This is a genomic window from Roseixanthobacter pseudopolyaromaticivorans, from assembly GCF_043195145.2.
GTDB lineage: Bacteria > Pseudomonadota > Alphaproteobacteria > Rhizobiales > Xanthobacteraceae > NCEH01.
Genome location: NZ_JBAFWQ020000003.1, coordinates 145,489 through 171,812, shown reverse-complemented (window position 1 = coordinate 171,812; position 26,324 = coordinate 145,489). Strand labels below are relative to the sequence as shown.

Here is a 26,324-nt window from a genome sequence, read left to right as displayed (position 1 = left end):
GCAATGAGGATTTCGGCAAGGAAAGAGAGATCGGACATGGTTGCATCGCGATCCGGAACGGCAGACTCGGCACACCCAGCGGCTTGTCTCTCCTTGTCCGAGCGAAGTGAGGTCGAACGACAGCGCCTGGTCGCTGTCGGCGGCATCGTCGGCGCGCTGGCGGCCTCGTCCTGCTGCGTCATTCCGCTGATCCTGTTCAGTCTCGGAATCGGCGGCGCGTGGATCGGCAACCTGACGGCGCTCGCGCCGTACAAGCCGCTCTTCGTGGCGGGAACGGCAGGCGTCCTCGGGTACGGCTTCTACCTCGTCTACTGGAAGCCGCGGCGCGCCTGCGCCGATGGCGCAGCCTGCGCTCGTCCCATCCCCGGCCGGCTTGTTCAGCTCGCGCTCTGGATTGCGACCGCGCTCGTCATAGCCGCCTTTGCCTTCGACTACGTCGCCCCGTTGCTGCTTCGCGCCTAACTTCAAGGAGCCCACCTTATGAAAAAGACCTTGAGCTCTCTCGCCTTGATCGCGTCGGTGATGATCGCCCCTGCCGCGCTCGCAGCGGAACGCATCGTCACCTTCGCCGTCGACAACATGACCTGCGCGTCGTGTCCCTACATCGTGAAGACCTCGATGGCGGCGGTCCCTGGCGTGGCGAACGTGACTGTCTCGTTCGAGGCGAAGACCGCGACCGTGACCTTCGACGATGCGAGGACGAGCCCGGACGCCATCGCGGCCGCCAGCATGAATGCAGGCTATCCGGCCCATCCGAGGCAGCAAGGCAGCTAAGATGATCGACCGCGCCGCTTTCCGCGCAGGCGTGGCCGGCGCCGTCCTTGCCGTGGTCTGCTGTGCGGCGCCGCTTCTCGTCGTCAGCGTGCCTCTGGCCGGCCTTGGCACGTGGCTGGCCGGTGTGGGTGTGGCGGTGCTTCCTTCTGACGGTGGTGGGTTTCGGTTTCGTGGCGTGGCGCATCCATCGTCGCCATGCACAGGCCGCCTGTGACAGGACGACGATTCAATTCAAAAAAGAGAGCATAACGCCATGAACGACTGCTGCGCATCCTCATCTCGCGACAAACCTGCCGTCTCTCGACCTGCGACCCTGCCGAGCTTTGCCGTGCGGCCTGGTGTGACGTTTCCGGATTGGTCGGCGGTTACGTCGTCCGCGACGAAAGACGCGCTACTCGCCATGGTCGGCTCCGATCATGTGCTCAATCGCTGGAGCGGCTACGATCCCGCCACGGATCGCGTGCGTGTTGCATTGCTTCAGCTCTATGCCGAAGACGGACGGGCACCGACTATACGCGCGCTCGCGGAGCGCATGGGTTTGAGCGAGACAGACGTTCAGCCGTTGCTCGAAGATCTCCGCCGCCGCGATCTTGTCGTTCTCGATGGCAAGCAAATCGTCGGCGCCTATCCCTTCACCAACCAAGATAGGGGCTATCAGGTCACCCTGGACGGGCGCGTTCTCAATGCCATGTGCGCGGTCGACGCGCTTGGCATCGGCGCCATGACCGATCGCGATATCTCGATCGCCTCGCGCTGCCGCCATTGCGACGAGCCGATCCGGATCACCACGCGGGACCAAGGGCGGGTGCTGGCCGATGTCGAGCCGCGGACGACCGTCATGTGGCAAAGCGTTCGCTATGAAGACGCATGCGCCGCGAGCTCGCTGTGCGCGACGACCGCCTTTTTCTGCTCGGATGACCATCTCTCCTCCTGGCGCCGCGAGCGTTCCACCGACGAGCCAGGTTTTCGGCTGTCGATCCATGAAGGGCTGGAGGCCGGCCGCGCGCTGTTCGGGCCGAGCCTCGCCGGGCTAGGTGTGACACCACGGCCGCCTGCCGATCCGGAATCGAAGAGCCCGGCAGCCATGAACCGCCCCTTCCGCAGAAACGGTCGCAATGGAAGCACCTACGATCTCGTCGTGATCGGCGCCGGATCGGCCGGTTTCTCGGCTTCCATCACGGCCGTCGATCAGGGCGCACAAGTCGCGCTTATCGGTAGCGGCACCATTGGCGGCACCTGCGTCAATGTCGGCTGCGTGCCGTCGAAGACCCTGATCCGCGCCGCCGAGACGCTTCACAACGCTCGCGTGGCAGCGCGTTTCGCCGGCATCACGGCCGAGGCCGAACTGACAGACTGGCGCGGAACCGTTCGGCAGAAGGACGCCCTCGTTTCCGAACTGCGCCAGGCCAAGTACGTCGATCTGCTCCCTGCATACAATGGTATCGCCTATCGCGACGGGCCAGTTCGCCTCCTCGACGGCGGTGTCGAAGTTGACGGCGCGCGTATTGCCGCTGGCAAGATCATCATCGCGACCGGCGCGCGGCCTGCAGTTCCTGCCATTCCTGGCATCGAGACCGTGCCGTATCTCACCAGCACGACGGCGCTCGACCTCGAGGAACTGCCGCGCTCGCTGCTCGTGATCGGCGGCGGCTACATCGGCGCGGAACTCGCCCAGATGTTCGCTCGTACCGGCGTCAAGGTGACCCTCGTCTGCCGGTCTCGTCTACTCCCCGAGGCCGAGCCCGAGATCGGCGCGGCGCTCACAGGGTATTTCGAGGACGAAGGCATCGCCGTTATCTCCGGCATCGCTTACCGCGCGATCCGCAAAACCGATGGCGGTGTGTCACTGACGGTCACGCGCGATGGCCAGGATATTGCGATCGACGCCGACCAGGTGCTGATCACCACGGGGCGCACGCCCAACATCGAGAGCCTTGGGTTGGCCGAGCAGGGGATCACCGTCTCGGCGAAGGGCGGCATCGTGGTCGACGACCGCATGCGCACGACCAAGGCTGGCGTCTATGCCGCCGGCGACGTCACCGGCCGCGACCAGTTCGTCTATATGGCCGCCTATGGCGCCAAGCTCGCGGCCAAGAATGCCCTCAACAGCGACAGCCTGCGCTACGACAACAGCGCCATGCCGGCCATCGTGTTCACCGACCCGCAGGTGGCGAGCGTCGGGCTGACCGAGACCGCCGCGCGCGCGGCCGGGCATGCGGTTCGCGTATCGACGATCGGTCTCGACCAGGTACCACGCGCACTCGCCGCTCGCGACACCCGCGGGCTGATCAAGCTCGTGGCCGACGCCGGCAACGGCCGTCTACTCGGCGCCCATATCCTTGCGCCGGAAGGCGCAGACAGCATCCAGACCGCGACGCTTGCGATCCGGCAGGGCCTCACCGTCGATGACCTCGCGGATACGATCTTCCCATATCTTACTACCGTCGAGGGGCTGAAGCTTGCCGCGCTCGCATTCGATAAGGACGTTGCCAAGCTGTCCTGCTGCGCAGGCTGAGCAGTCACGAGGGACGTAGGAGGGATTTAGAGGGCTATAGCGTAGACGTAGTTCTCATCCGGTTCCCGCACGGCCCGCCCGCCGGTTGCACGCTATAACGCGATATTCTGCGGGATAGGTACTCAACCACCGCTGACTCCCGCATTCTATCTGCATGCATGAGAGACATGCAGTTGTTTCATTCTCATCCCAAATGAAAAACATCATACTCGCGACAGGTGTTCGATCAGGATCATCGTGCCAAGGCCGCAAAGGGCAAAGCCGGCGACCAGCTCTGCCATTCGGCCGAATTGCTTTCCGATAAACCGCCCGATGAGCATGCCTCCCGACGACATGACGAATGTCGCAAGTCCGATTGCGATGGCGATAACCACAATGTTCACATCGAGGAAGGCCAGGGAAACGCCGACGGCCATCGCATCAAGGCTCGTGCCGACGGCAGTTGCGATCAGAACGGTCAACGACCTTCCTTTTGGCACCTCGTCGCCAGCCTTCCGGAGAGCCGCATACAGCATGTGCAGGCCAACGCCTCCGAGCAGTACGAAGGCAATCCAGTGATCGATTGCCTCGACAAAGCGGCTAGCCGCAACGCCGGCAATCCAGCCGATGACCGGTGTGAGAGCCTCTACTATTCCGAAGACCATGCCCGTGCGCAGGGCTTCGCTCACACGGGGCCGGCCGATCGCCGCTCCGCGCCCGACAGAGACGGCGAAGGCATCGACGGACATGCTGACGGCAAGCACGGCAATAGTGAATGGGGACACGACAAATGCTCCAACGGACCATGAACCGGGCGCCAAGCACCTGCTCGTCCGCATAGGAACAGGTGGCGCCACGGTCTTGTCGGGCCGACGGATCGGCTGACCGCACCATGCGCTTCCGCGCAAGCCTGTTGGCACGGTCCCGCTCAAGAGCGGTGACTACTCCCCGATGCCGCCGACCTACAAGGGATAAAACAGAAAGTCAAATAATATCAAATAGTTAAATGCTTCTGAAAAGCATTCGCACGTGACACTGACATATGACCGGCGCTCCACAATGTCGCGCTTGCCAAACATGACAGGGCGAGGAAGCCCGCCTCGCTCCTCAAGGCCGCGCAGGAGCTCTTTCGATCTCAAGACAACCATCGTCGACGCTGGTGTTGGCGTTTGGTCATCTGGGTGTCACTTGGCAGCTAATTGCGAGAATGTGGCCGTTCTGGTCATAACGGGCACATAAAATGCGAGAATAGAACAGTTCGAATTCTCAAATTTGCTGCAATCACATTGTCTCGAAGATATTGTAATCGTTGAATGTCCTGCGTCGTCGTCTGCAATGCGATGTCACCACGTTGTTCGTCACGATTATCAAATTAAGCGCCGGCCCTTGAGCTTGATTCTCAATTTAATTGTATATTCTCGAATTAAATGAACGGCTAAGTCACGGAAATCGTTGAAGAGCGATTCTCATATTTAACTGCAAAGCGACAAGCTGGCGCTTTGAGCGCGCGAAGCCCGCCTATTGCATTCCGCTGGATCGAGCCGGCCTGATCGACGCGCTCGCGAAAGCGGAGCGTGACGTCGAACTGCCGCATGGATCATGGCGACGGTAGCGACTAACCGATCACAGCGGGGCGAAGATGTCATTTCCGCTGGTTTACACCGGCGTCCCAGTGCCGCGCTCGCTCTCCCCCACATGCAGTGCCAGCGCCGCGTGTCGTCATGAGTCGGTGGTTGCGGCTGCCTTGCGCGTCCTCTTGGGTCTTGCGGCCGGTTCCACCACCGGCTCGGCAACGGCTTTCGCCTTGCGTGGCGCGCGCTTCGACGGGGCGGTCTCCGGAGCAGCCACAACCGCGATGGGTGCGCTTGCCTTTATCCGCGAGGCATGTTTCGGCTTCTCCGCGACCGCAGGTGCGGCCTCGACAATTGGGTCAGGCGCAGGCGCGGCGGCCTTGCGCAATTGGCCAAGGCCGGACACCTTCGCCAGCGCCGAGCGGGATTCCGCATAGCTCGGCGCAACCATCGGGTAATCGGCCGGAAGGTTCCATTTCTGGCGGTACTCGGCAGGCGTCAGGCCATACTGCGTCCGGATATGGCGCTTCAGCGATTTGAACTTCTTGCCGTCTTCGAGGCAAATGATGAAATCCGCCGTAACCGACTTGCGCACCGGTACGGCGGGTTCAGGCTTCTTCACCGCCTCTATCGGCACTGCTGCGCCCAGCGACCTGAGGGCGGCGTGAATGTCGTCGATCAATTTCGGCAGCTCGGCCGTCGGTACGGAATTGTTGGAAACGTAGGCTGCGACGAGCGCGGCGGAAACCGCCACCAAGTCGGGGGTATCGGACGGCTCCGGATGCATCCTTGAGTGCCCTTTGTGTTCAATGAGCGCCGCGCTGGACTTGGAATTGCGCGACAGTCACTATTTCAACCATTCGTCGCCTACATCAACTCCGATCGGGGGAGGCGGGGGGCCTTCTGTGCGGGGCCTCGGATCCATGGCACGCGTAAACCGAACTCCCTAGGGTAATTGACGATGAGGAAGGCGCCGGATTTCGGGCAACGGCAGGCGAAGCTCATCTGCCAGATGCCCTATGACGAGTTGCTCCGATTTATCGCGGAAGGACTGCCCATTCTCCTGGAGAGTGCCCGAGGATTTTGGTCAGCCTCTTGCCATCTGTCAGAGCAGCCGCGCGAGGCTGAGGTGTTGGCAGGCTTCGCGCAGGAGGAAGCGGCAAAGATTCTGATTTTGATGGATGCCGTGCGCTGCCCAAGGCACCTCATCGCCGCGAGATTGAACCAGATCGTCAGTCGGTTCTACGGCCATCTCGAGCGATTGATTTACGCCGAGGTTTGCGACGGATGGAGCCAAGACATTGCGGACCTTCGAAAGCGCGTCGAGCCTCTTCGCAAATCTCACTACATAGAAGGGGATGTCGGGGAGTATATCGTTCCGAACGCAAATCTTTATCGGCGCGAAAGTAAACTCTATGCGGACATCGAAGCCTATGAGGACCGCGTTCCAATCTGGAATGCGCCGAAGACCTATCCTGGTTTCTTCGAGCCCCGGATGCCATCCGTTCTTGCTGTCGCCGAAGCGATGGCCGCGCTAGGGATGTTTTCATTGTCTGGCCTGAACGCAACAGCGCAGGTGTGGGGAGCACTGGATTTTGCCGAGCATGAATCGCTGCGAGATGCAGAACGGCTCACGGATCAACTTGTCGAGCGGCTCGTTACGGAGGCGTTGCCCGCCGACATCGCAACACAAGACCATGTCTTTGTACTCGGTCGACACTGGCCGTTACCAATGTATAACGTCGAGCTCAAAATGGTCGACGTGCCGCTGGAGGACTTGAAGCAGGAGCAGGACCGGATTTTGTGGGCAGAAGCCGGTTATTAGTCACGAACTGCTTGTTGATTATCGGTTTTCACGCAGTCTTTTCGGTCCACCCGTTGCCTTGCGGTCTAATACCGCGTCAGGATTTCCCAGAGACCACCTTCACCCCGATGCGGTCCGCGAGGGAGATCAGGTCCGCATAGACGCCGGGTGTGCTGACAACCTCGACCGACGGGGCGATCGTGACCAGCGCGCCGGCCGGAAGCCGGTTGCCGAACAGGATGATCGCGAGCGCACGATCATCCTGCCTCGAAACCCAGCATAGTCCGTGAATATCGGGGCGGGCGGCGTAGAATGCCTCGGCCCAAGGGCGGGTTTGCGGGTAGCGGTCTTTCTCGGTGTCGATGAGCTCGGTGCGCCGGACGCCCAATCTGCGAAGCGCCGTGGCGCTGAGGTCGGCAAGGACGAGATCTTGTCGTGGCTCCAGCCGCGAATAGGTCTGACCCGTGAGTTTGCCCTTGTCGTAGGTCTTGAGACCCGATGAGAAAGGGACATCGTGAAAAACGGTCTCCATGGCAGCGCAATCGAAGGTCGTGCCGCCGTAGAGCGTCGGGATCGCAACTCCGGGCCCGTCGACGATCGGGCTGAAGCGCGCATTGCCCCTGAGGCCCGGGTTGAACTGATCGCCGAGGTAGGCATCCGAATGCATTCGATGAATGATCCGGCCCTTGGGCCAGATCATCGTCGACGTTTTTACACCCAGATCCGCCGGAGGTGGGGGCGTAGCGTGATCGGCGGCCTTGGCCTTTGCGTGCTTCGGCGCGGCCGGCGGCTCAGCCATGCGCCACGCCCTGCCGCTCATCTTCGGCCGCCGCGATCACGCGCTCAGGCTGCTCAGCCAGGAGATCCTGCGGACGCTTGCCGCCGAGGAAGCTGTTGTCCGAGGCGAACCAGTAGGCGAGGCCCCAATCGTCCTTGCTTCCGCCAAAGACCTTGAGCACGGCGGCAAGAGCCTTGAGCGGGCGATAGCCCGTCTTCGGATCCAGGGCGTAGCCAGGAAAGTAATCGAGCCCCCGGTGCCGAACCGCGAAGATAATGCCATCCTTCTTCCACTTGTTCGGCTGGGCGCTGGGATTGTTGGTACTGAAGCCGGCCATCTCGGCGATCTGGACCGCCGTCAGCCAATCACCGCTCTCCAGCACGGCCTTGCGCGCCTCAGCCGTCATCCGTGCCTCGAGCAGCATATGCTGGGGGGGAGGGACGTGAGGCACCAACAGTTCAAGGATCGACTGCATGGCCTCAGTCTCGCGGCGTGCGAGAATGGCGCCGACAAGCGGTGCGATGCTCTCGAACGTCTCGGCGAGCGCGCGCACGGCCGGCTCACTGCCGTGTTCGAGGGTCAAAGCGATGACCTGCTTCGGCTTCCCGCCGAGATGGTCGAGACGTTGGCGGACCTGCTCCGGCGTGCCAGTCATCGTGGCGAAGCCGGCGAGCGCGCCAGTCACATGGGGGGCAGGCATGGCCGCGTTCCCTTCGTTGGTTATCATGGTTATCCATATAAATAGATAACCAGAATAATCAAGATGGATTCGCCGCAGCCGCCGCGCGCAGCTGCCGTCTCAGGCAGGTGACCTTCACTACCATGCTTGGCTGGACATGATTCCATATATCGAGTAATATCGAATTATGGAATCAGAACGAGCCATTCTCGCCTTCGCGGCGCTCGCCCAATCGACCCGCCTCGAGGTGTTCCGGCTGCTGATCGCACATGAACCGGAAGGGCTACCGGCCGGTGACATCGCCCGGCATATGAGCGTACCGCAGAACACCATGTCGACCCATCTGGCGATCCTGACACGCGCTGGGCTCATCGAAGCCGAGCGGCAGAGCCGGTCGATCATCTACCGAGCCAAGCTTGATGCGGTGCGCGAGCTTGCCTTCTACCTCGTCAAGGATTGCTGCGGCGGGCGCCCGGAGATCTGCGCCCCGTTGATCGCCGACCTGTCTCCCTGCTGCACACCCAAAAATGAAGCCACCCAGGAGGCTGTTCATGAGTGACCGTATCTACAATGTCCTCTTCCTTTGCACGGGCAATTCGGCGCGGTCGATCCTCGCCGAGAGCATTCTCAACAAGGATGGCGGCGGCCGCTTCTGTGCCTTCTCTGCCGGCAGCCAACCGAAAGGGACTGTCAATCCGTTCGCGCTGAAGGTGCTGGAGAGCTTCGACTATCCGACCGAGGGCTTCCGCTCGAAGAGCTGGGAGGAGTTCGCGATGCCGGATGCCCCTGTCATGGATTTCGTCTTCACCGTCTGCGACAACGCCGCCGGTGAAGCGTGCCCGGTGTGGCCCGGCCAGCCAATGACGGCCCATTGGGGGATCGAGGATCCCGCTGCGGTCGAAGGCACGGATATCCAGAAGCAAGCCGCCTTTGTCTCCGCCTTCCGCTATCTCAGGAACCGGATTTCGGTCTTCGTGGCCTTGCCGGTCGCGAGCCTCGACAAGGCGTCGCTCAAGGCGAAGCTCGTTGAGATCGGCCAGTCCGAAGGGACAACCTCGCGCCGCCACAGTGCGGCGTGAGGCGAGCCATGGATGTCGTCCTCTATCACAATCCTGACTGCGGCACCTCGCGCAACACGCTGGCGCTGATCCGCAATGCCGGCGTCGAGCCGCATGTCATCGAATATCTGAAGACACCACCGTCGCGCGCGATGCTGCTCCAGCTCATCGCGCGGATGGGGATTTCCACGCGCGGGCTGCTGCGCGAGAAGGGAACGCCCTATGTCGAACTCGGTCTCGGCGATCCCGGCCTGACGGATGACGAGCTTCTCGACGCCATGCTGGCGCATCCGATCCTGATCAACCGGCCGATCGTCGTTTCGCCGGAAGGCGTGAAGCTCTGCCGCCCTTCCGAAGAGGTTCTCGATCTGCTGCCGCCGCAACGGGGCGCGTTCACCAAGGAAGACGGCGAGCGCGTCGTCGACGAGCACGGCCGCCGCGTCGCGACGGCGTAAGGAAAAGCCATGTCCACGTTTGAACGCTATCTCACGCTGTGGGTCGCGCTGTGCATCGTCGCCGGCATCGCGCTCGGACACATCATGCCCGGTGCGTTTCAGATGATCGGGGCTGCTGAGATCGCCAAGGTCAATCTGCCGGTCGCGGTACTGATTTGGCTGATGGTTATCCCGATGCTGCTGAAGATCGATTTCGCGGCACTCGGCGAGGTCGGCCGCCACTGGCGCGGCATCGGCGTCACCCTGTTCATCAATTGGGCGGTGAAACCGTTCTCGATGGCGCTGCTCGGCTGGCTGTTTATCGGCTGGCTGTTCCGACCGCATCTGCCGGCCGATCAGATCGACAGTTATATCGCCGGCCTCATCATCCTCGCCGCCGCGCCCTGTACCGCGATGGTGTTCGTCTGGTCGAACCTGACCAAGGGCGAGCCGCATTTCACGCTGAGCCAGGTAGCGCTCAACGACGCCATCATGGTGGTGGCCTTCGCGCCGATCGTCGGCCTGCTGCTCGGCCTCTCCGCTATCACCGTGCCATGGGGCACGCTGGTTCTTTCGGTCGTGCTCTACATCGTCATTCCGGTGATCATCGCGCAGCTTCTTCGACGCCGACTGTTGGCGACAGGTGGGCGAGCCGCGCTCGATCGGCTGCTGACCAAGCTCGGCCCGGTCTCACTCGTCGCGCTGCTGGCAACGCTGGTGCTGCTGTTCGGCTTCCAGGGCGAACAGATCATCGCACAGCCGCTGGTGATCGCGCTGCTCGCCGTGCCGATCCTGATCCAGGTGTATTTCAATGCCGGGCTGGCCTATATCCTCAACCGAGTTGCGGGCGAGCAGCATTGCGTCGCCGGCCCCTCGGCACTGATCGGCGCGTCCAATTTCTTCGAGCTGGCGGTCGCCGCCGCCATCAGTCTATTCGGATTCCATTCCGGAGCTGCGCTCGCCACCGTCGTCGGCGTGCTGATCGAGGTGCCGGTCATGCTCACCGTCGTCTGGATCGTGAACAGGTCCAAGGGCTGGTACGAGCGCGGCGACAAGGTCGCGGCGATTGCCGAGGCCCACCGTTGATGCAGAACGATCTTCCCAATGTCGTTGTCGACAACCTCGACGTGCCGACCATCGACCGGCTGTGCGCGACGCCCTCGACGCATCCGCCGCGTATTCTGTTACTCTATGGATCGCTGCGCGAACGCTCCTACAGCCGGTTCCTGACGCTGGAGGCCGAACGTCTGCTGAAGCACTTCGGTGCGGAGACGCGTATCTTCGATCCGCACGGCCTGCCGCTACCCGACGGCGCGGAGATCGACCATCCGAAGGTGCGAGAACTGCGCGATCTATCGGCATGGTCCGAGGGTCAGGTCTGGACCAGCCCGGAGCGGCACGGCGCCATGAGCGCGGTGATGAAGGCGCAGATCGACTGGATACCGCTATCGGTTGGCGTGATACGGCCGACGCAGGGCCGGACGTTGGCCCTCATGCAGGTGTCCGGCGGTTCGCAGAGCTTCAACGCGGTCAACCAGCTTCGTGTGCTCGGCCGTTGGATGCGGATGGTGACCATCCCCAACCAGTCTTCCGTCGCCAAGGCTTACGAGGAATTCGACGAGGCGGGCCGCATGAAGCCATCCTCCTATTACGACCGGGTGGTCGACGTGATGGAGGAATTGGTTAAGTTCACGCTGCTGACACGCGATCTCTCCCCCTATCTCACCAACCGCTACAGCGAGCGCAAAGAAGCGGCAGAGAAGCTAGCTACCGCATGAACTTCGGCAATCGCCGTTTCCAACGCTGCCCACGCGGCAAACAATCTTGCCCCTCCAGCAGTCTTCGGCGCCGGCGGACTGCCGGGAGTGAAGCGGTGCGCGGCTCGGAAGTCCCAGCCCTCGCTCCATCATCCCCTGCCGGCGCCATCTGCGGGCCTGCACCGACATCGGCAGGCGCGGAAACCGCAACTTGCTTCCGCGCCTTTGTCCTGCGAGGTGACGCTCTCGCTTCGATTGCCGGTGATGACGGGTCATGCAGCCAAAGGGGATCGTCCTGGGTCTGCTCGGTTACAGGCGTGCGGTCGCCTTCAACCGTAAGGACCGGCAAGATACGCGGCTCCGTCGGCACCGAATTGGAGGTGGGACTCGACTGACTTGTGATCTCGAACAGTGCGGAGGCTGCTGCCTGCGGAGATTTCGGGATCGAATCAGCTGCGGGTGTCGGAAGGCTCGCAGCCATATCCCTTGCCGAGATCGTCGACGGTCCGAAGGCTTTTCGCGCGCTGCGCTTGTATTCGACAACAAAAGGCTTCGTCGGGCGTTTCATGGAACCGATTCAAGTTGGGAGATCTTTCTCCATTAGCACGGGTCAATGAGGGCATGAATCCTTAACTTCTCAACCGAGTTCCCGTGAGATCTCGAGTTCGGCGGGCTGCGCGATCGGCTCGGCACGGAGATGCTGGCCTGGCGGGAGCGCCGACCCCGCTGTTAGGTGACGTCGAGCTTCGGGTGTATCGGGCCGATGCTGGCCAGGGCGTGATGGCCCGGCGCTAAGCCTGGGTGTTTGCAAAGAGCTTGGACCGTGGCTGGGGATCGACGTGAGGGTTCCTGCCGTTGGTGGCGGTCCGTGGTTCCGGCGGGCGCCGGCGCGGCGCCGTCGGCGTGATCGACCTGCGTATGCCGGATGTCCGCGAGCGGGCGTGAACGTCGGTGTCCCGACTGGCGGTGGCCGGGACGGGGAGCGAGTGCGGCGGTGCGTGTCCTGCCTGGCGCGGGCGTGGCGTGGCCTGGTGGCAGGGGCTCCTGTGGTCGGTGGCTTCGAAGCCCATCCCCTCCTCTTTGCCGCCTGTGTCCGGGTCTCGGCCGCCTAGTGCCGTCAACCCCGCTGGCCACCCCACGATGCGGGCATCGCGGGGACCCCGACCGGGGGTTCCCCTGCGCTGCGGTGACGACGGCGTCCGGCCCCTTCCTTTGGGCGTCATCGGGGATGGTCCCCGAGCAACCTCAAGGAGACTTCACATGGCCACGATCGCAACCCTCACCCAGAAGGCGGACGGCAACCTCGAAGGCACGCTCGCCACCCTCAACGTCACCGCCCCGATCGCGCTGGTGCCGAACACCCGCAAGGCGAAGGACAACGAGCCTGACTACCGCGTGATCTCGCGCAAGAACGGCTTCGAGCTGGGCGCCGGCTGGAACCGGATCTCGAAGACCACCGGCGAGGAGTACATCTCGGTCTCGCTCTCGGCCCCCGAGTTCGGCACCATCTACGGCAACGTGGCGCCGGCGCCGGGCGAGGATCCCGCCAAGAAGGTCATCATCTGGAACCCCGCCAGCTGACCCGAAGCCGCCGGCCCCGCCCAACAGCGGGGTCGGCGACCTTCTGTTCCCGCGAGCGCCGCCCGGCCAACGCGGTTATCCCGGCAGCTTGCTCGAGCGCGATTGCCGGGCGAGGCGTCGATCGGCCTGATTCTTCTTATCGATGGCAGAGACGACCTCGTCATAATCGACGCCGTTCTTCCTGAGAGCACGCCGCGCATCGTCGATCTCGAAGCCGAGCAACTCGAGGACGCTCATATTGAGGCTCGAGGCGATGCGCTCCATTGTCTTCAACGTCGGATTCCCGATCCCCCGAAGGATCGTGTAATAGGTCCCGCGCGCCAATCCTGTCTTCGGCAGGAACGCCTCCATTCCGCCATTCTCGCTCTCGAGCTGCTGGAGCCGGATCGCCAGCATCTCGTTGAGGATGGAGTGATCGACGGGCAGCGGCTTGCGGGCGGGGGGCATGGGAGGGCAGGGGCTCCAAGGCTCAAGATTGAGCCGAGCGGCATGATACAGCAACTCCATCATCTGGTATATTGAATGTTATCGAAATCCTGCCTAACCCCTTGAATCGAGTCGTCTTAAGAGACCTGGCGTCTGCTCCGATTCGAGCTCTGCCGTCGCCGCCGGTCGCGCCAGCAGCCCCGCTGGTTCGACGCCGGCGCGTTCGGCGATCAGTTCGATGTAATCCAGGCTCGGATTCGCATTCGGCGTCATCAGGTGGAAGTAACTTGAGCTCGCCAGACCGAGCTGCGCGGCAAAGGCCTTGCGGCTGAGGCCGCTCGCGCATCGGATCGCCTCGATCGACGCCTGAAAGGTCCGAAGCAGCGTACGACCCTCGGCCGCGTGCGCGGCCTTCCGGCGACAGTCATTGGTTCTCATCGGCGCGTCCTCGAACATAGAATCCCAAGACGGGCTGCGACCCTCCGCGCAGCCCGACAAGGCGCACGCCAGCACGTTGGACTGACGTTCGACATTCAATATAATGTACGGATTCGGTTTCAACGGAAGAGGTGCGCTCGGACAAAGAAAAACCCGGCAGAGCCGGGTCTCTCAGACGATGGACGGGCCGACGATTGCCGTCGTCAGCGGTGCCCGAAAACACACAAGCATGTTAGCCCTCGCCATCCGACAGTTCAAGAGGCCTGCGTTTTCACGCCACGGTCTTTGTTTGCCCCGCGCTCTCGCAAAGAGAGGACGCGAATGCAGATGCTTGGCCAAATCCCAACGACACCCTTCGGGCGGCGGGCGCTGTCGCGCGCCGTCGTCAATACGCAGCGCCTCGTGAAGGAGTGCCCCAACGGCAAACCCGTCCACAAGTGGCAGGTGTTTCGGCTCGTCTGCGAGGCGAAGGCGGCGCTCGACATTTCCGATCGCGCGCTGGCGGTGTTGAACGCATTGCTGACGTTCCATCCGGAAACGGTGCTGGTCTCGGGTGCCGGCGACCTCGTCGTTTTTCCGTCAAACAGGGCACTGATGTTGCGGGCTCACGGCATCGCGCCCTCGACGCTGCGCCGCCATCTCGCCGTGCTGATCGAGTGCGGACTGATCCTGCGGCGCGACAGCCCGAACGGCAAGCGTTTCGCGCGCAAGGGCGCCGCCGGCGACGTCGAACAGGCGTTCGGCTTCGATCTCGGCCCGCTCATCGCCAGGGCCGACGAGTTCGCCGCCCTGGCCGAGACCATTCGGGCCGAGCGACGGGCGCTCGCTCTCGCGCGCCAGGCCGTCGCGCTCTGCCGACGCGACATCGCAAAGATGATCGCGACGGGGATCGAGGAGCGCGTGCCGGCCGATTGGCCCGGTCTGCATCGCAGCTTCATCGATATTCTCAGCTCTATCCCGCGCCGTGTGGATCTCGAGGCGCTGGAGCCAATCGCGGAAACACTCGCCGAATTGGCCGCAATCATCCTCACAGCGTTGGAACAACACGTAAAACCAGCGGAATCAGGCGCCACAGAGTCCCGTTCTGAGCACCACATACAGAGTTCAAACACCGAAATCTCGATTGAACCTGAACCTGGCTTTCGAGAAAGCCGGGCGGCGAGGTCGGAGCCAGACCCCAAACCGATGAGGTCGGGGGAAATGGCGTTTCCGCTGGGCATGGTGCTGGAGGCCTGTCCGGACCTCGCCGACTATGCCCGACACGGGATTTCGCACTGGCGCGACTTCATCGCGACCGCCGCTGTGATCCGGCCGATGCTTGGGATCAGCCCGAGTGCTTGGGCCGATGCCCGTGCGGTGCTGGGCGAGGTGCAGGCCTGCATCGTTGTCGCTGCCATATTGCAGCGCGCGTCCGCGATCAAAAGCCCGGGCGGCTATCTGCGAGCCCTGACGCGACGGGCGCAGGCCGGATCGTTCTCGCTGGGGCCGATGCTGATGGCGCTCATGTCTGCCCGAAATCGAGACTGAAATGTTCCGCGCATCAGATGACCTTGGCCTTGGGGACCAGGCCCTTGCGAGGTCCCGCCGGAATTCCGTCGAGCAGGCTCGGAGGCCGCGCGCATGTTGGTTGGTTCCGTGCCTCAACTTTGCGGCCGTTGCGCTTTCCCCGCAGACATCGGGAATTCTGATGTCACGTGGTGAGTGAAGCTGGCGGATCCGGGACGGCGTGTCGTTCGCCGCTTCGACGATGTCGAAAACGACCGTCTTGTCCTTGAGTCGAGGTTGTTAACGGCGGCTGTCCAGTCGCGGAACGCGACCGGAGCGTAGCGGAGCAGGCCCGTAGCCGGACCGCGCTTTCATAGAGCGCCGTAGGTACGGCGAAGGGCCTGTGGTCAGGCGCCGCGCGGGGGTGGCAGGCGTCCAATCCGTGTTAGGTAGTGGTGAAGAATGCGATCGATCATGGGCGAATCCAGTTGAGGTCGATCGCACGATCCGGTGCGGACTGCGTGGAATCCGGGGCGAGGTCTTTCTCCATCGCTCCGCCGTGCCTCTGGATGAGGCCGATCTCTCGATGGACACTGATCACGTGCAACGCGATCGGTGGCCCAACGAATGCAAGGGGATGTGCGGTCTGTAGCGGCACTGGCAATCGTCATTCAATTGCATTACATTGCGGCAGGAGGAAGGGAGATCGACATGGCCACCAATGCCCTGGTTCAGACCCGCATCGACGCAGACGTGAGGGACCGGGCCTCCGCTGTGCTCGAAAGCATGGGCCTGACCGTATCCGACGCGGTACGCATTCTGCTGACCCGGACCGCCAATGAAGGCGCGCTGCCGCTCGAGCTGGTCAGCAACAGCGAGGCGCATGACGCATGGTTCCGCGCAAAGGTGCTCGAAGCACTGGCGGATAGCCGACCCGACGTTTCCGACGACGAGGTCGAGGATCATTTCGCGGCACGGCGGGCGGCAGCCCGGCGCAAGGCCGCCTCGGCCGATTGATGAGGCTTGTCTGGTCCGCCTTCGCGCTCTCCGACCGCGACGGCATCTTCACGCATATCGAGGCAGACAGCCCGAGGGCCGCCATCGCCGTCGACGAGAGGATCGCCGCTGCAGCGCGCCGGCTCGTCGAGTTCCCGGAAAGCGGAAGGCCCGGCCGCGTCGCGGGCACGCGCGAACTCGTGATCTCCGGCACGCCCTATATCGCGGCCTACGCGGTGACCGAGAGCACGATCCGCATCCTGCGTGTCCTTCACGGCGCGCAAATCTGGCCAGAGGATTTCACCGGGAGCTGATACCGGATCCCCGTCTTTGCAGCGCCGGCGCGCCGTGAAGGGAGCCCGGCCGCAGCGTCGAGCCAGGCCGTCTTTCTCTCAATGACCGCCCATCATACCGGCAGTCGGGCCGCGTCAAGGACGCGCGGTGCCCCCAATTTTGACGCCGCTGCGCGACGACAAAATCGGCTCCCCCACGCGCCGGCGCTGCCGGTCGCTGCGCGATCCCTGACCCGTCCCTCCAACGCCCGGCCGGCTGCCTCCGTCATCAAGACAAAGGAGGTTCACATGACACAGCTTCTCGACATTCACGCCGAAATCACCGAGCTGCGCGCCGAGCTTGCGCACTGCATCCTCACCCGCAAGGAGCGGCGGGACGGGCTCCGGCGCCTCGAAGAACTGCTCGCGGAAGCCGAGCGTCGGGGTCGCGAAGCGGAGGGGGCGTAAGCCCCTTTTTTTGTCAGCGACGGCGTCCCCGGCTGCTTATCCTCGCATGGCGTCCGGGAGAAGGCGCTGGAAGCGGTCTTCGCAAATACGGCGAAGGGCCTGTGGTCAGGCGCCGCGCGGGGGTGGCAGGCGCCCGATCCGTTTCAGGTGATCGTGAAGAATGCGATCGATCACGCGCAGCGGATGGGTCCGCTCTTCAGCTGCGATCTGCCGGACGACGAGGTCGATGGCGTCGGGAAGACGCAGCGCATAAGGGCGTGACGACGAGCGCTCGCCATAGGCATCGAAGGGGTTGCGCGAGATCTCCGGCTTCACCTTTGCCCTGGGCAACGGCCTCGATGCAGCGACGGTCGCCGGCTCTCCCTGGCTGGCGCCGGCTGTCGAGGCCGGCGCGTGCACGTGGTCTTCGTATTCCGGCGTCACGATAACCGGCTTGGAGGCCGGCTCGGCGGTTCCCACGGGGACGAGGCGCTGCGCGCGAAACGCGTCGCGAGGGAGGGCAGGGCGATCAGGGTGCGGGTCTTTTACCGGATCGCTCATGCCGCACTGTCGTCCTGCGTGACGCCCTGGCTAGCGGCGAGCAATTCGCGCACGACCTGATCGGCATTGTAGCGCGCCTTGCGGATCGACTCGTCCTTGTCGCTCATCTGGTAGAGCGTGCCATGTCCGCTCGTCATGGTGCGATAGGTGATGCGGCGGTAGAGCGCGTTGGCGCAGACGGGGACGTTCTCGGCATTGAGATAGGCGAGGACCTCGCGCAGCGGGCGGGTGTTGCGGTCGAGGCTGTCATACTCGTTGAAGAGGACGCGGTGCTGGCTCATCGGCAGCTTCGCCTCGTCGGCGTGCTGCTGGAGATTGCGGATGGTCCGAACGACCTGCGAAGCATCGAAGGTGTGGACCTTGCAGGGCAGAACGACGAGGTCGGCGCGGAGCGCTGATTGAACCAGTACGCTGCCGTAGTAGCCGGGGGTGTCCACGACGACGACGTCATAGCTGTCGAGACGCTCGATCGCCTGCGTCAATGCCTTCTCGTCGGGCGCACGCACCAGATCGACCCCTTCCGGGCTCAGACCGCGCGCGACCGACGAGGCGTGCCATTGATAGGAGGACCCCTGCGGGTCGGCGTCGACGATGGCGGTGGAGTAGCCATGCCTGGCGAATTCGCCGGCGAGGATGATGGCGACGGTGGTCTTGCCGCTGCCGCCTTTGGGGTTGGCGATGGCGAAGATGCTGGGCATGCGTCCCTCGGGTCGATGCGGCAGTGCCGCAATGGCTCACTCCGTTAATGACAACATACAATAAAATAGACAAACGACAACGCTGCAATGATGTCTTGTCGCTCTGTTGGATTCCGTCATTCTGGTGATGCGGCAATAACCGGAGACAGCAATGCGGCCTTGCTGAGGCGGGGCAATGCGGGATTACCGCATTCCATCACCCAGACAATAACGTATTCGCGAAATGCGGCATTGTCTCAAATAGATAGAACGGCAATGGGTGAATGCGTTATGCCCTGGCCTGCCCTGCAGAGCGCTTTGCGGCGTCGAGTGATCCACAAGGGGGGCGCTTCGCGCCATGCGGCCGGTGGATTCATACGGACTGCTCCTGCGGGCGTTGCCGCCCTTTATGCGCAGACTTCTAACATTCAGTGTATTAGATATTGATTGACAAGATACCGGTTTGTGGGCCAAACCCGGGGAGGCTGCTGAACGCAGCCATTGCGCTGACGCGCGCATGCTGCCGATCCTGGTCGGATCGGCAGGAGTTCGGCTCTCGGGTTGCACCCGTGAGCCGGTTCGCCGTGAAGGGAAGGGGAGGCTGGCCTTGGCCCATTCCGCCGCAATGCCCAGACGCAAGCCCCGGCTGCGGACCGAGCTTTCCGATGCGGATGAGGCGCGCCTCGTCGAGGCGGTGGCGCTGTTCGGGCTGCCGAAGGCCGAGGTGGTGCGGCGGCTGATTCGGGCTTCGGTGCAGGCGGGACCGGCGCTCTCGGCCGAGAACACGAAGGCGGTCGTCGCGCTCGCCAGCCAGGTCCGCATGGTCGGCCGCAACCTGTCGCAGGTTCTGAAGGCGATCCATCGCGGCCAGGCCGTGCGCATCGAGGACACCGAGCCAGTCTGGCGCGGGCTTCACGAGGCGATCGCGGCGATCAACGATGAGCTCACCGAGATGACGGTGGCCTATGGCTCAAAGCTCCGGCGCGAGGCCAAGCTCGCACTGTCGGAGGAGATCGAGCCATGAACCGCGCGGCCCAGATCGAGTGGTGGCTGGAGCAGGTGGAAGCCGCCCGCCGCTCCGTCGGCGCCGCACGTGAGGAGCGGCGCCGGCCGCGTCGGTCGGGCGCACTCGACGAGGAGCTCCGGTCGAGGGCTGCGCGGGCAGCGCCCGCGCCGGGCGCGACGCCGGCGCATGTGATCATTCGCGGCGCGACGCTATCGGGCGGACTGGACGAGGAGCGGCGTCGCAGGCTGCCGGCGTCGTCCGGCGGCGGCGCAGGACGACAGGCGGCTTTCCCGAGGCCCGGCCCGGCCGCTACACTGATCGAGGGCGGTCTTTCCGGCGGGGGTGGCGGGCAGGGCGGCGGGGGATCGCTCGCCCGCGCCCGGCAGCTCGCGTCGGGCTATCAGCCCGCCGTGGTCAAGGTGCTATCCTACGCGACCGGCGTCACGCGGGCGACGAAGACCGCCCAGTACGCCCAGCGCGAGGATGTCCCGGTCGAAACCCATGACGGCCGGATCCTGTCGGATCACGAATCGGTTGCCGATGAGATCAAGGACTGGTCGAAGGATTTCGAGAAGCGCAAGCCCAGCCATGACGTTGTCACCGTCCGTCTCAAGCTTCATGGCGTGGCTGACACGGTCGAGGGGCGTGAGACCTACGCGAAGGCTATCGCCGGCGGATTTGAAGGTCATCGTCATGCCTCCCGCCTCGATCGCCTCCCGTCCGGGGAGATTGAGGCCCATATCGTCACGGCCGCGGCGGGAGGACCGAAGGAGCGTTTCCGTGTTCGCGTTGAGCGGATCGGCACGGCGGAGAACGGCTTCGACCAGAAGCGGTTCGACTACCGGTCCGAGGCGGTGATGAAGGCGCGCATCCATGGCGCCACTGGTATTCCGGAGCATGCCATCGCGCTCGATCCGGGAAAGCCACAGCATGGACGCGAAGGCGTGACCTGGCAGTTGAACAGGTTGGTCGAGGGTCGGGGGCCGCTGGTCGACGATCGCGGCAGGGCCATCGGCGACGTCGCCGCCGCCCGCAACGCCGCGAAGGAGTGGGGCCGCTCGCTGCGCTCGCAGTCGCCCCGCGACACGATGCACCTGATGTTGTCGTCGAAAGCTGGCCCCGACCCGGAGGCTTTGCGCCGCGCCGCACGCGATTTCCTGCACGACCGATTCGCCGATCACCGCTTCCTGTTCGGCGTACATGTCGATCGGGAGAGCGACGGGCACATCCATATCCATGCCGTCATCACGGTGAAGAACGAATCCGGGCAGAAGATCCACCCGGGGCCGAGCGAGTTCCGGGGCTGGCGCGAGAGTTACGCGCAGCATGCGCAGGCGGAGGGCCTCAAGATCGTCGCGACCTCGGCGATGGAGCGGGCGTCGGCGCAAAGCTACGGCGCGCGCGACAAGGCGATCGTCGACGTCGCCGAGCGTCCGCGTCCGGCACGCGAGGCGCGGGATCGTGCCTATGCAGCTGAGCCGGCCAACCAGCGTCTCATCAACAATGCCCGGCAGCGGATCGCCGCGGCGCGGACCAATCCGATCAGGCTGCCGGCATCCGAGCCCGAGCGGCGTGTGGTCAATGAGAGCGTCGATGCCTGGAGCACGGTGGCGCGCGAACAGCCCGACAATACTGCGGCGAAGGACATGCTCGAAAGGCTGATGATGGCGCAGACGGTCGGCGCCATTTTGTACACCATCGGAAAGCGGGTGGATCATCTCACCAAGGAGGACCAGCACATGGCGATCACGTCGGAGCAGATGGCGAAGGATCTTCGCCTCATGAACGAGGCGGTGTCGCGCACCAGCGACCTCCTCGATGGCGAGACGAAGCAGCAGTTCCGGGAAACGTCGGCGCGCTATCTCGAGACGCTGGCCAATCGCGTCGACCTGCAGCGCGCACAGGAAAGTGGTGCGCAGCAGCTCTCGCGATCCGAAGTCGAGGCAATCGCCGGGCCCAATGCGGATCGGCTGATCGCGCACGCCCAGCAGGTTCGCGTGAAGGAAGATCGAGAAGCGGCGTCGGCCGAAAGGCTGGCCGATCGCGCGATCGAAGCCGAGCGGCGCCAGGAAGGCCGGGGCGGGCTCGACCCGCAGTCGCAGCGCGAGCTGACGGCCGAGAGGGCAATCGTCCGAGGCTCACAACAAGCCGCAGCCCGCGAGGCGCGCGAGGCCGCCGCTGCCGTTGAAGCCGCGCGTGTTCTCGCCGAGCATCCCGCGCAGCCTTTGCCGCAGACGCTGATCCAGACGGACGCGCTGGCGCAGCTACGGGCCGAGCAAGAGAAGATCGTGCGGGAGATCGAGGCGGAGCGTGCCGAGGCCCAATCCATCAAAGGGCAGCGGACTACCTGAACATCACACACTCTGCTTTTGATTAGCGGAGTAATTTGATGCGAAGCGCCATCGCAATTGCGTGAGGCTTATTGACCGCGCCGAGCTTCTCGCGGGCGGAGACAATGTGCTTGGTCACGGTTGACCGCGAAATCCCGAGGATGACGGAAATCTCCCAGTCGGTCTTGCCCTCGGATGCCCACAGGAGGCAGTCGAACTCTCTTGGCGTAACCTTGCCAATGAGACGCTTTCGGCTCTCCTTGTAGTGCAGGAGATTGCCGACAGCGTAGTTTGCGACGAAGCTCAAGGCGGCGCGGCCTTCTGCACCAATGTCGGCATGGCACCCGCCGAATGAAACGGCAGCGACGCGCCCGTCAAGCATCGTCACGGGGACGACATATCCGACCCGGAGGCCAAATTCAGATGCCTCCCCTTGGATCAGCGCGACATCCTTTGGAAAATCGCAGGAGGTGTATGCCTCTTGCCAATCAAAAGGGTTTCGATCGTGCTGCAGCCGATGAACGATGGGATCGCGAAAGACGTAGCCTCGGTCGTTGTAGCGTCCAGCCCATTCCAAGGGAAACCGCTGGAACAGGATCCGCGACTTGATCTCCTCTGGTGACACGCGGGCAGAGGGTACTACCCCACCGAATAGCGTGCTGAACCCATAGTCGGACGCAATCTCCATCAAGTACTGCTCGACTTGGCCCGCTTCGGTCGAGCGTTCGACACGTTCAATGAACTGCCAGGTCTGGTCGCGTGCCTCGTTCAATTGCCATTGCCCTCTGCAGATAGAACTGAAATCTGCGTTGGTGGTGTTCGATCGATGCCATCTCGGCCCAACGCGCCGCGCCGCTGTCTGGTCATGGCGTCTGTCCGCTTGGACGGTGTCCCGAGACTTGCAGGTGTCGATCAGTTCTCGTTGTCCAGACGAGCAGCATCCTTCGCGGTAAGAGGCTGGAACGTGGGACGGTGCCGTTTGAAGCGTGACCGCACGGGTGAGCCGTGCATGACTAAGAACCGACTATCCCGACTCAGACTTTGACCCGTGTTAAAGAACGCCGTCCAAGAAGCGCCCGGCAACAAGGTCTGTGGCTTGGGGGCGCGCCACGCGCCGCGCACTGCCAGCGGTTCGCCGCCATATTGTCTGACGAGATGGCGCGCTTCGCGCTTCCGGCCTCTCGATAGTTGAAGCGCACTGGAACGCCCCCGATCCTGACGGGCCGAAGATCGCCTGTCGATCTGCGCAAGCGGGATCGGGCATGGCGCGTGTAGAACGCCATGCCCGATCGTCGTCCCATTGATGTCCGAAAAGCCCGGACGGAAATCGGTGTTCAGCGTCTTCTGGCTATTCCCGTGCCAGACTGATGCGGCCATCAAGCTCGTATCGAGCAGGCGGGAGCTTGCGGCCTCAGGCCGCCTCAGCCCTCTCTGGCACGGCCAGGCCGAGCCAGTCCTTGTAGAAGGTGTCGATGTCGGGCTCGAAGTCGCGGATCACCGGATACCAGGGCGTCGGCGCCTCGACGTCATGGAGCGTGCCGCATTCCGGGCAATAATATTCGCGCAGCACCTGCCAGGTCGAGGTCTGCGCCATCAGGCGCGGATAGATTTCCTCGAGCTTCTGCTGCGTATCGCGAACATGGACCTTCGCGAAGAGCTTCCAGTTCTGGCGCCAGTCGCAGAAATCATGCCCGCATTCGCAGCGGATTTTCCATTGCTTGTTGTCCTTGCGCTGCACGATGAAGAGCTTTGGTCCGAGCGGCAGCACGATCCTGTCGTCCCACGGCACGCGATCCTGCAGGATCTCCATGTAGGTGACGAAGCGCTCGGGATCCTTGAGGAACCAGGGTGAAGTCGTGGCGCGTCTCGACGATCGCGAGTTTGCCGCAACGTCGGCGTTGGAGCGTGGGTCGAAACGTCGCCGCCCAGGCCGAGCGAGGATGTTTGCCGGTTGCTTAGTGGGATCAGACTCCCGAATGGAGAATTGTGCAGATATCACGACACCCGCCAGAGCAATCACGTATGGCAGGAGCGCAGTTCCAGCGTGCGCCTCAAACCTTATCCGCCAATTGATGGAGTGGCTCAGCAGCGTTGCGTTGATCAGAACCGCTACCCAAGGTCATCGACGTCGCTAAATGACCGCTCGGCGCTGGAACAAGTCCCCTTGATGCAGACGACTGTGATTATCATGTGTGAGCTTGAGAAGCAGTTCGCACGATAGACAACAGTACCGTTGCTGTCCGACAGCGTTTCGACCTTCGCGGTCGGACAGCCGGCCTTAAGCAAGACAGACTGGAAGTCGCCATCTTTCGCGATCCCGTCGGTCGGGATTCCAATAGACACCGTAATGGCGAGGATAATAGCTCCAACGAATTGTCCCAGGGGCCGCCGGAAGTTCAGTACCTCAATCATCTCAGGAACGATTGGTTTCGAATTTCCGTGATCCTGAATCGGCCATCGATGCGCGTGACGATGCTCCCGAGCGGTTCGCAGGTTCTGATCGTCTTGTTCATCGCCCGATTTGCCACCTTTGAGACAGTGGCCACCTGATAAACTTGTGCTGCCGGTGAAGTAATCCATGATCTGCCCTTAATCCAGAGAGGTGCGGCGCGGCCGGAGTGCGTTGGCCATGACGCTGACAGATGACAGCGCCATGGCCATGGCCGGTCAGCTTCGTGATGCGAATGATTGCCTGCCGCACGCCCGGACCGCCGGGGGAGCCGCCACCTTGATCCGAACGGCGATGGCGAGAGGTCCGTCCGCTTTTCCGTCGATCGCTACGAAGATCGCCGTCGCACCCTGCACCCGTAGCCGCTCGACTTCGACGGCCAAGGCCGACAGCTCGACTTCCGCTTCCGCCATGATGCGATGACTGCCAGGGGCGAGCTTCCTGCCTTCGACCGACCCGCCGACGCCCTTGCCGACCGAACTGCCGAAATCCCGCGCTTCGCCGAACCGGTTGCCGCGTTCCTTTGGCGCATCCACGATCGCGGAGGCAAGTCGATGGTTTGTCGCCGAGGTCGGTTGTTCTCGGATACCCGTCGTGGAGGGCAGATGATTGGCATGTTGCTGCATGACACTCTCCCCATTCACGCGTCGTAACTGACGAACGACATCATGCCGGTCGCCATGTGGTAGAGATGGTGGCAGTGGAGCGGCCAGCGGCCGGGGTTGTCCGCGTCGAATGCCACGGTCACGCGCGCCATCGGCGGCAGCAGGACGGTGTCGCGCAGCGCGCCGCCAACCGTCTTGCCGTTGATGCCGACCACCTGGAATGCGTGCCCGTGCAGGTGCATCGGGTGGGCCATCATGGACATGTTCGCCAATGCGACCTCAACGCGCTCTCCCCGCTTGATCTGCAGCGCGTCGCCCCCTCCGATACCCCAGCTATAGTCCGCCATGTTGCCGGTGAGGGTGAGCGCGAAGCGGCGGTCGGCGGCGCGATGCGCCAGCGGTTCGATTGCGCGCAGCCTCTGCTCGAGGTCGAGCCCGAGCACCGGTCCCTTGGCCTGTCCGAGCACGGGAATCTTGGCGATGGCTGCGCCGGCGGATGCGAGGATGATCCCCGCTCGTTCTGCGCTGCCCTCGCGAAGGGCGAGGATTGGGTACGAACCGCCCGCCATCGGCAGGGCCAGCCGGATATCCAGTCGCTGGCCCATGGAAATCGGGAAGGACCGGCCGGCGATCGGCTGGACCGCTTGACCGTCGACTGCGATCAGTTCCCCATCCAGCCTTCCAGTATCGATGGTGAAGGCGGTCGCCGTTGCGCCGTTGATGATGCGCAGGCGCACCCGGCCGCCCTTGTCGACCGTCACGACCTCAGGGTCACCCAGCGTGCGGTCATTGGCGAGATAGGCGTCATAGTCGATGTCGTTGAGGTCCATCGCCATGCCCGGCATGCCTTGCATCTGGCCCGTCGCGCCGGAGGCCGTCATGCCGGCCATGCCCTTCATCGCATCGCTCCGGCCCATCGCGCCGTGATCCATCGACATGCCGCCGGCGGCAGGGCTTCCTTTGAGCTTCGCGAGCAGTTCTTCCGCAGGCGTGAACGAAAAGTCGTGCAGCAGGATCACCACCTCCTGCTCGTCCCGCTGCCGGTCGGCGGCGGTCCGGACGATCAGCGGCGCCGCCAGCAGGTTCTGCTCCTGCAGCGTATGGGCGTGCATCCAGTGTGTGCCTCCGGCGCCGGCCGGGAACGTGTAGCGGCGAGTTTCGGAGGGTCCCAGGAGCGCGGCGGGATTGTCCGGCACGCCGTCCATCGGCCAAGGCGGTGTCAGGCCGTGCCAATGGATCAGCGTCGGCTCGCCGATCCGGTTGGAGAGGGCGACGTCGAAGCTGCTCCCGGCATCCAGCGTCAGGCCCGGCGTGCCATCGGGTTGGGCAAGCCCGAACACGCGCGCGGCCTTGCCATTGACCTCGATGGTCCGACTGACCACGCCAAGCGGGCGCGGCGTAGCGTTTGACGCGGGCGGCGGAGCATCGGGCACGGCCTGCGCCCAGGCGTTGATTGGATGGAAGGCGGCTGATGTGCCGAATGCGGCCGCTCCGGCCATCATCCGGTTCAGAAAGTGACGACGATTCATGGTGTGGGTCCTTGTTCCCTTGCCGGTAGCAGGCCGGCTGACTGATCATGCGAATGCGCATAGAGCGACCCGATGCCAGTGCAGCATCGGGTCAGGTCTGATCAGGCACGGGTTCGAGGAGGACCGAGGGTGGGTGGAAAAGCTAGGCCGCGGACGATCTCATCACGCTGTGC

Annotated in this window: 29 protein-coding genes, 2 pseudogenes and 1 riboswitch; of the genes and pseudogenes, 18 read left to right on the top strand and 13 right to left on the bottom strand. The window is 63.5% G+C overall.

Annotation, left to right across the window (positions count from 1 at the left end; all coding sequences use genetic code 11):
- Positions 1–36: 36 nt before the first annotated feature.
- The 3 genes from V5F68_RS25755 (at position 37) to merBA (ending at position 3,289) form a co-directional block, all read left to right on the top strand.
- Positions 37–462 carry a mercuric transporter MerT family protein gene (locus V5F68_RS25755; protein ID WP_394016346.1) on the top strand — a complete coding sequence of 142 codons (426 nt, stop codon included), beginning with the start codon at positions 37–39 and terminating at the stop codon, positions 460–462.
- Between the two features lie 18 nt (positions 463–480).
- Positions 481–774 (top strand): heavy-metal-associated domain-containing protein, encoded by a 294-nt coding sequence (locus tag V5F68_RS25750; RefSeq protein ID WP_394016347.1) that lies wholly within the window; start codon positions 481–483, stop codon positions 772–774.
- A gap of 253 nt (positions 775–1,027) precedes the next feature.
- The gene (gene merBA / locus V5F68_RS25745; RefSeq protein WP_394016348.1) at positions 1,028–3,289 is read left to right on the top strand and encodes a bifunctional organomercurial lyase/mercury(II) reductase MerBA; all 2,262 of its coding nucleotides are present in this window, start codon (positions 1,028–1,030) and stop codon (positions 3,287–3,289) included.
- Between the two features lie 203 nt (positions 3,290–3,492).
- On the opposite strand, the gene V5F68_RS25740 is transcribed toward merBA, so the two are convergent.
- Positions 3,493–4,053 (bottom strand): manganese efflux pump MntP, encoded by a 561-nt coding sequence (locus V5F68_RS25740; protein ID WP_394016349.1) that lies wholly within the window; start codon positions 4,051–4,053, stop codon positions 3,493–3,495.
- Between the two features lie 81 nt (positions 4,054–4,134).
- A riboswitch (yybP-ykoY riboswitch) is annotated at positions 4,135–4,239 on the bottom strand.
- Positions 4,240–4,757: 518 nt separating this feature from the next.
- Between V5F68_RS25740 and V5F68_RS25735 the strand changes: the two are divergent.
- Positions 4,758–4,880, top strand: a pseudogene (locus V5F68_RS25735) (NADP oxidoreductase); the annotation flags it as partial.
- Between the two features lie 107 nt (positions 4,881–4,987).
- Here V5F68_RS25735 and V5F68_RS25730 read toward each other — a convergent pair.
- The gene (locus V5F68_RS25730) at positions 4,988–5,626 is read right to left on the bottom strand and encodes a Ros/MucR family transcriptional regulator (protein ID WP_394016350.1); all 639 of its coding nucleotides are present in this window, start codon (positions 5,624–5,626) and stop codon (positions 4,988–4,990) included.
- 174 nt (positions 5,627–5,800) lie between these two features.
- Here V5F68_RS25730 and V5F68_RS25725 point away from each other — a divergent pair, with 174 nt between their 5' ends.
- Positions 5,801–6,664, top strand: coding sequence for a hypothetical protein (locus tag V5F68_RS25725; RefSeq protein ID WP_394016351.1), 864 nt, complete (start codon positions 5,801–5,803; stop codon positions 6,662–6,664).
- Between the two features lie 76 nt (positions 6,665–6,740).
- Here the strand turns inward: V5F68_RS25725 and V5F68_RS25720 are convergent, their stop codons facing one another.
- Together V5F68_RS25720 and V5F68_RS25715 are read right to left on the bottom strand one after the other, a co-directional pair.
- Positions 6,741–7,442 (bottom strand): RES family NAD+ phosphorylase, encoded by a 702-nt coding sequence (locus tag V5F68_RS25720; protein ID WP_394016352.1) that lies wholly within the window; start codon positions 7,440–7,442, stop codon positions 6,741–6,743.
- Positions 7,435–8,148 carry a hypothetical protein gene (locus V5F68_RS25715; protein ID WP_394016353.1) on the bottom strand — a complete coding sequence of 238 codons (714 nt, stop codon included), beginning with the start codon at positions 8,146–8,148 and terminating at the stop codon, positions 7,435–7,437. Before V5F68_RS25715 ends, V5F68_RS25720 begins: the two co-directional genes overlap by 8 nt.
- Positions 8,149–8,287: 139 nt before the next feature.
- Here V5F68_RS25715 and V5F68_RS25710 point away from each other — a divergent pair, with 139 nt between their 5' ends.
- The 6 genes from V5F68_RS25710 (at position 8,288) to V5F68_RS25685 (ending at position 12,930) form a co-directional block, all read left to right on the top strand.
- Positions 8,288–8,659, top strand: a complete 372-nt coding sequence (locus tag V5F68_RS25710; RefSeq protein WP_394016354.1) for an ArsR/SmtB family transcription factor — start codon at positions 8,288–8,290, stop codon at positions 8,657–8,659.
- Entirely contained in the window at positions 8,652–9,179 is a 528-nt protein-coding gene (locus V5F68_RS25705; RefSeq protein WP_213369873.1) for an arsenate reductase ArsC, read from the top strand. The genes V5F68_RS25710 and V5F68_RS25705 overlap by 8 nt, the downstream gene beginning before the upstream one ends.
- A gap of 8 nt (positions 9,180–9,187) precedes the next feature.
- The gene (gene arsC / locus V5F68_RS25700) at positions 9,188–9,613 is read left to right on the top strand and encodes an arsenate reductase (glutaredoxin) (protein WP_213369871.1); all 426 of its coding nucleotides are present in this window, start codon (positions 9,188–9,190) and stop codon (positions 9,611–9,613) included.
- Between the two features lie 9 nt (positions 9,614–9,622).
- Complete coding sequence (gene arsB / locus V5F68_RS25695; protein WP_394016355.1) at positions 9,623–10,678, top strand: ACR3 family arsenite efflux transporter; 1,056 nt, start codon at positions 9,623–9,625, stop codon at positions 10,676–10,678.
- Positions 10,678–11,370 carry an arsenical resistance protein ArsH gene (arsH, locus tag V5F68_RS25690; protein WP_394016356.1) on the top strand — a complete coding sequence of 231 codons (693 nt, stop codon included), beginning with the start codon at positions 10,678–10,680 and terminating at the stop codon, positions 11,368–11,370. Before arsB ends, arsH begins: the two co-directional genes overlap by 1 nt.
- 1,239 nt (positions 11,371–12,609) lie before the next feature.
- The gene (locus V5F68_RS25685; protein WP_394016449.1) at positions 12,610–12,930 is read left to right on the top strand and encodes a DUF736 domain-containing protein; all 321 of its coding nucleotides are present in this window, start codon (positions 12,610–12,612) and stop codon (positions 12,928–12,930) included.
- A 75-nt stretch (positions 12,931–13,005) separates the two neighbouring features.
- Here V5F68_RS25685 and V5F68_RS25680 read toward each other — a convergent pair whose 3' ends face one another.
- Together V5F68_RS25680 and V5F68_RS25675 are read right to left on the bottom strand one after the other, a co-directional pair.
- On the bottom strand, positions 13,006–13,440 hold the full coding sequence (locus V5F68_RS25680; protein WP_394015542.1) for an XRE family transcriptional regulator: 435 nt from the start codon (positions 13,438–13,440) through the stop codon (positions 13,006–13,008).
- Between the two features lie 30 nt (positions 13,441–13,470).
- Positions 13,471–13,794, bottom strand: coding sequence for a helix-turn-helix domain-containing protein (locus tag V5F68_RS25675; RefSeq protein WP_394015543.1), 324 nt, complete (start codon positions 13,792–13,794; stop codon positions 13,471–13,473).
- 327 nt (positions 13,795–14,121) lie between these two features.
- Here V5F68_RS25675 and repC point away from each other — a divergent pair, with 327 nt between their 5' ends.
- The 5 genes and pseudogenes from repC to V5F68_RS25650 all read left to right on the top strand — a co-directional run bounded on the left by repC (position 14,122) and on the right by V5F68_RS25650 (position 17,015).
- Positions 14,122–15,321: a plasmid replication protein RepC gene (gene repC / locus V5F68_RS25670; protein ID WP_394015649.1), complete on the top strand. Its 1,200-nt coding sequence runs from the start codon at positions 14,122–14,124 to the stop codon at positions 15,319–15,321.
- Positions 15,322–15,751: 430 nt separating this feature from the next.
- Positions 15,752–15,931: pseudogene (locus V5F68_RS25665) on the top strand (hypothetical protein); the annotation flags it as partial.
- A 59-nt stretch (positions 15,932–15,990) separates the two neighbouring features.
- Positions 15,991–16,296, top strand: a complete 306-nt coding sequence (locus tag V5F68_RS25660) for a type II toxin-antitoxin system RelB/DinJ family antitoxin (protein WP_394015544.1) — start codon at positions 15,991–15,993, stop codon at positions 16,294–16,296.
- Positions 16,296–16,589, top strand: coding sequence for a type II toxin-antitoxin system RelE/ParE family toxin (locus V5F68_RS25655; RefSeq protein WP_298310031.1), 294 nt, complete (start codon positions 16,296–16,298; stop codon positions 16,587–16,589). Before V5F68_RS25660 ends, V5F68_RS25655 begins: the two co-directional genes overlap by 1 nt.
- 267 nt (positions 16,590–16,856) lie before the next feature.
- Positions 16,857–17,015 carry a hypothetical protein gene (locus V5F68_RS25650; protein WP_298310033.1) on the top strand — a complete coding sequence of 53 codons (159 nt, stop codon included), beginning with the start codon at positions 16,857–16,859 and terminating at the stop codon, positions 17,013–17,015.
- A 105-nt stretch (positions 17,016–17,120) separates the two neighbouring features.
- Here V5F68_RS25650 and V5F68_RS25645 read toward each other — a convergent pair whose 3' ends face one another.
- Positions 17,121–17,555, bottom strand: coding sequence for a hypothetical protein (locus tag V5F68_RS25645; protein WP_298310035.1), 435 nt, complete (start codon positions 17,553–17,555; stop codon positions 17,121–17,123).
- A complete protein-coding gene (locus tag V5F68_RS25640; protein ID WP_126280900.1) occupies positions 17,552–18,253 on the bottom strand; it encodes a ParA family protein in 702 nt (233 codons plus the stop codon). The genes V5F68_RS25645 and V5F68_RS25640 overlap by 4 nt, the downstream gene beginning before the upstream one ends.
- A 586-nt stretch (positions 18,254–18,839) precedes the next feature.
- Between V5F68_RS25640 and V5F68_RS25635 the strand changes: the two genes are divergently transcribed.
- Positions 18,840–19,256 (top strand): hypothetical protein, encoded by a 417-nt coding sequence (locus V5F68_RS25635; protein ID WP_394015545.1) that lies wholly within the window; start codon positions 18,840–18,842, stop codon positions 19,254–19,256.
- Entirely contained in the window at positions 19,253–21,589 is a 2,337-nt protein-coding gene (locus V5F68_RS25630) for a relaxase/mobilization nuclease domain-containing protein (protein ID WP_394015546.1), read from the top strand. The genes V5F68_RS25635 and V5F68_RS25630 overlap by 4 nt, the downstream gene beginning before the upstream one ends.
- A 22-nt stretch (positions 21,590–21,611) precedes the next feature.
- Here V5F68_RS25630 and V5F68_RS25625 read toward each other — a convergent pair whose 3' ends face one another.
- The 5 genes from V5F68_RS25625 to V5F68_RS25605 all read right to left on the bottom strand — a co-directional run bounded on the left by V5F68_RS25625 (position 21,612) and on the right by V5F68_RS25605 (position 26,151).
- Positions 21,612–22,340, bottom strand: coding sequence for a helix-turn-helix transcriptional regulator (locus V5F68_RS25625; RefSeq protein WP_394015547.1), 729 nt, complete (start codon positions 22,338–22,340; stop codon positions 21,612–21,614).
- 639 nt (positions 22,341–22,979) lie between these two features.
- Positions 22,980–23,588 (bottom strand): acetone carboxylase subunit gamma, encoded by a 609-nt coding sequence (locus V5F68_RS25620; protein WP_394015548.1) that lies wholly within the window; start codon positions 23,586–23,588, stop codon positions 22,980–22,982.
- Between the two features lie 89 nt (positions 23,589–23,677).
- Entirely contained in the window at positions 23,678–24,148 is a 471-nt protein-coding gene (locus tag V5F68_RS25615; protein WP_298310047.1) for a hypothetical protein, read from the bottom strand.
- A gap of 87 nt (positions 24,149–24,235) precedes the next feature.
- Positions 24,236–24,643 (bottom strand): hypothetical protein, encoded by a 408-nt coding sequence (locus V5F68_RS25610; protein ID WP_298310049.1) that lies wholly within the window; start codon positions 24,641–24,643, stop codon positions 24,236–24,238.
- Between the two features lie 14 nt (positions 24,644–24,657).
- On the bottom strand, positions 24,658–26,151 hold the full coding sequence (locus V5F68_RS25605) for a multicopper oxidase family protein (RefSeq protein WP_394015549.1): 1,494 nt from the start codon (positions 26,149–26,151) through the stop codon (positions 24,658–24,660).
- Positions 26,152–26,324 lie beyond the last annotated feature (173 nt).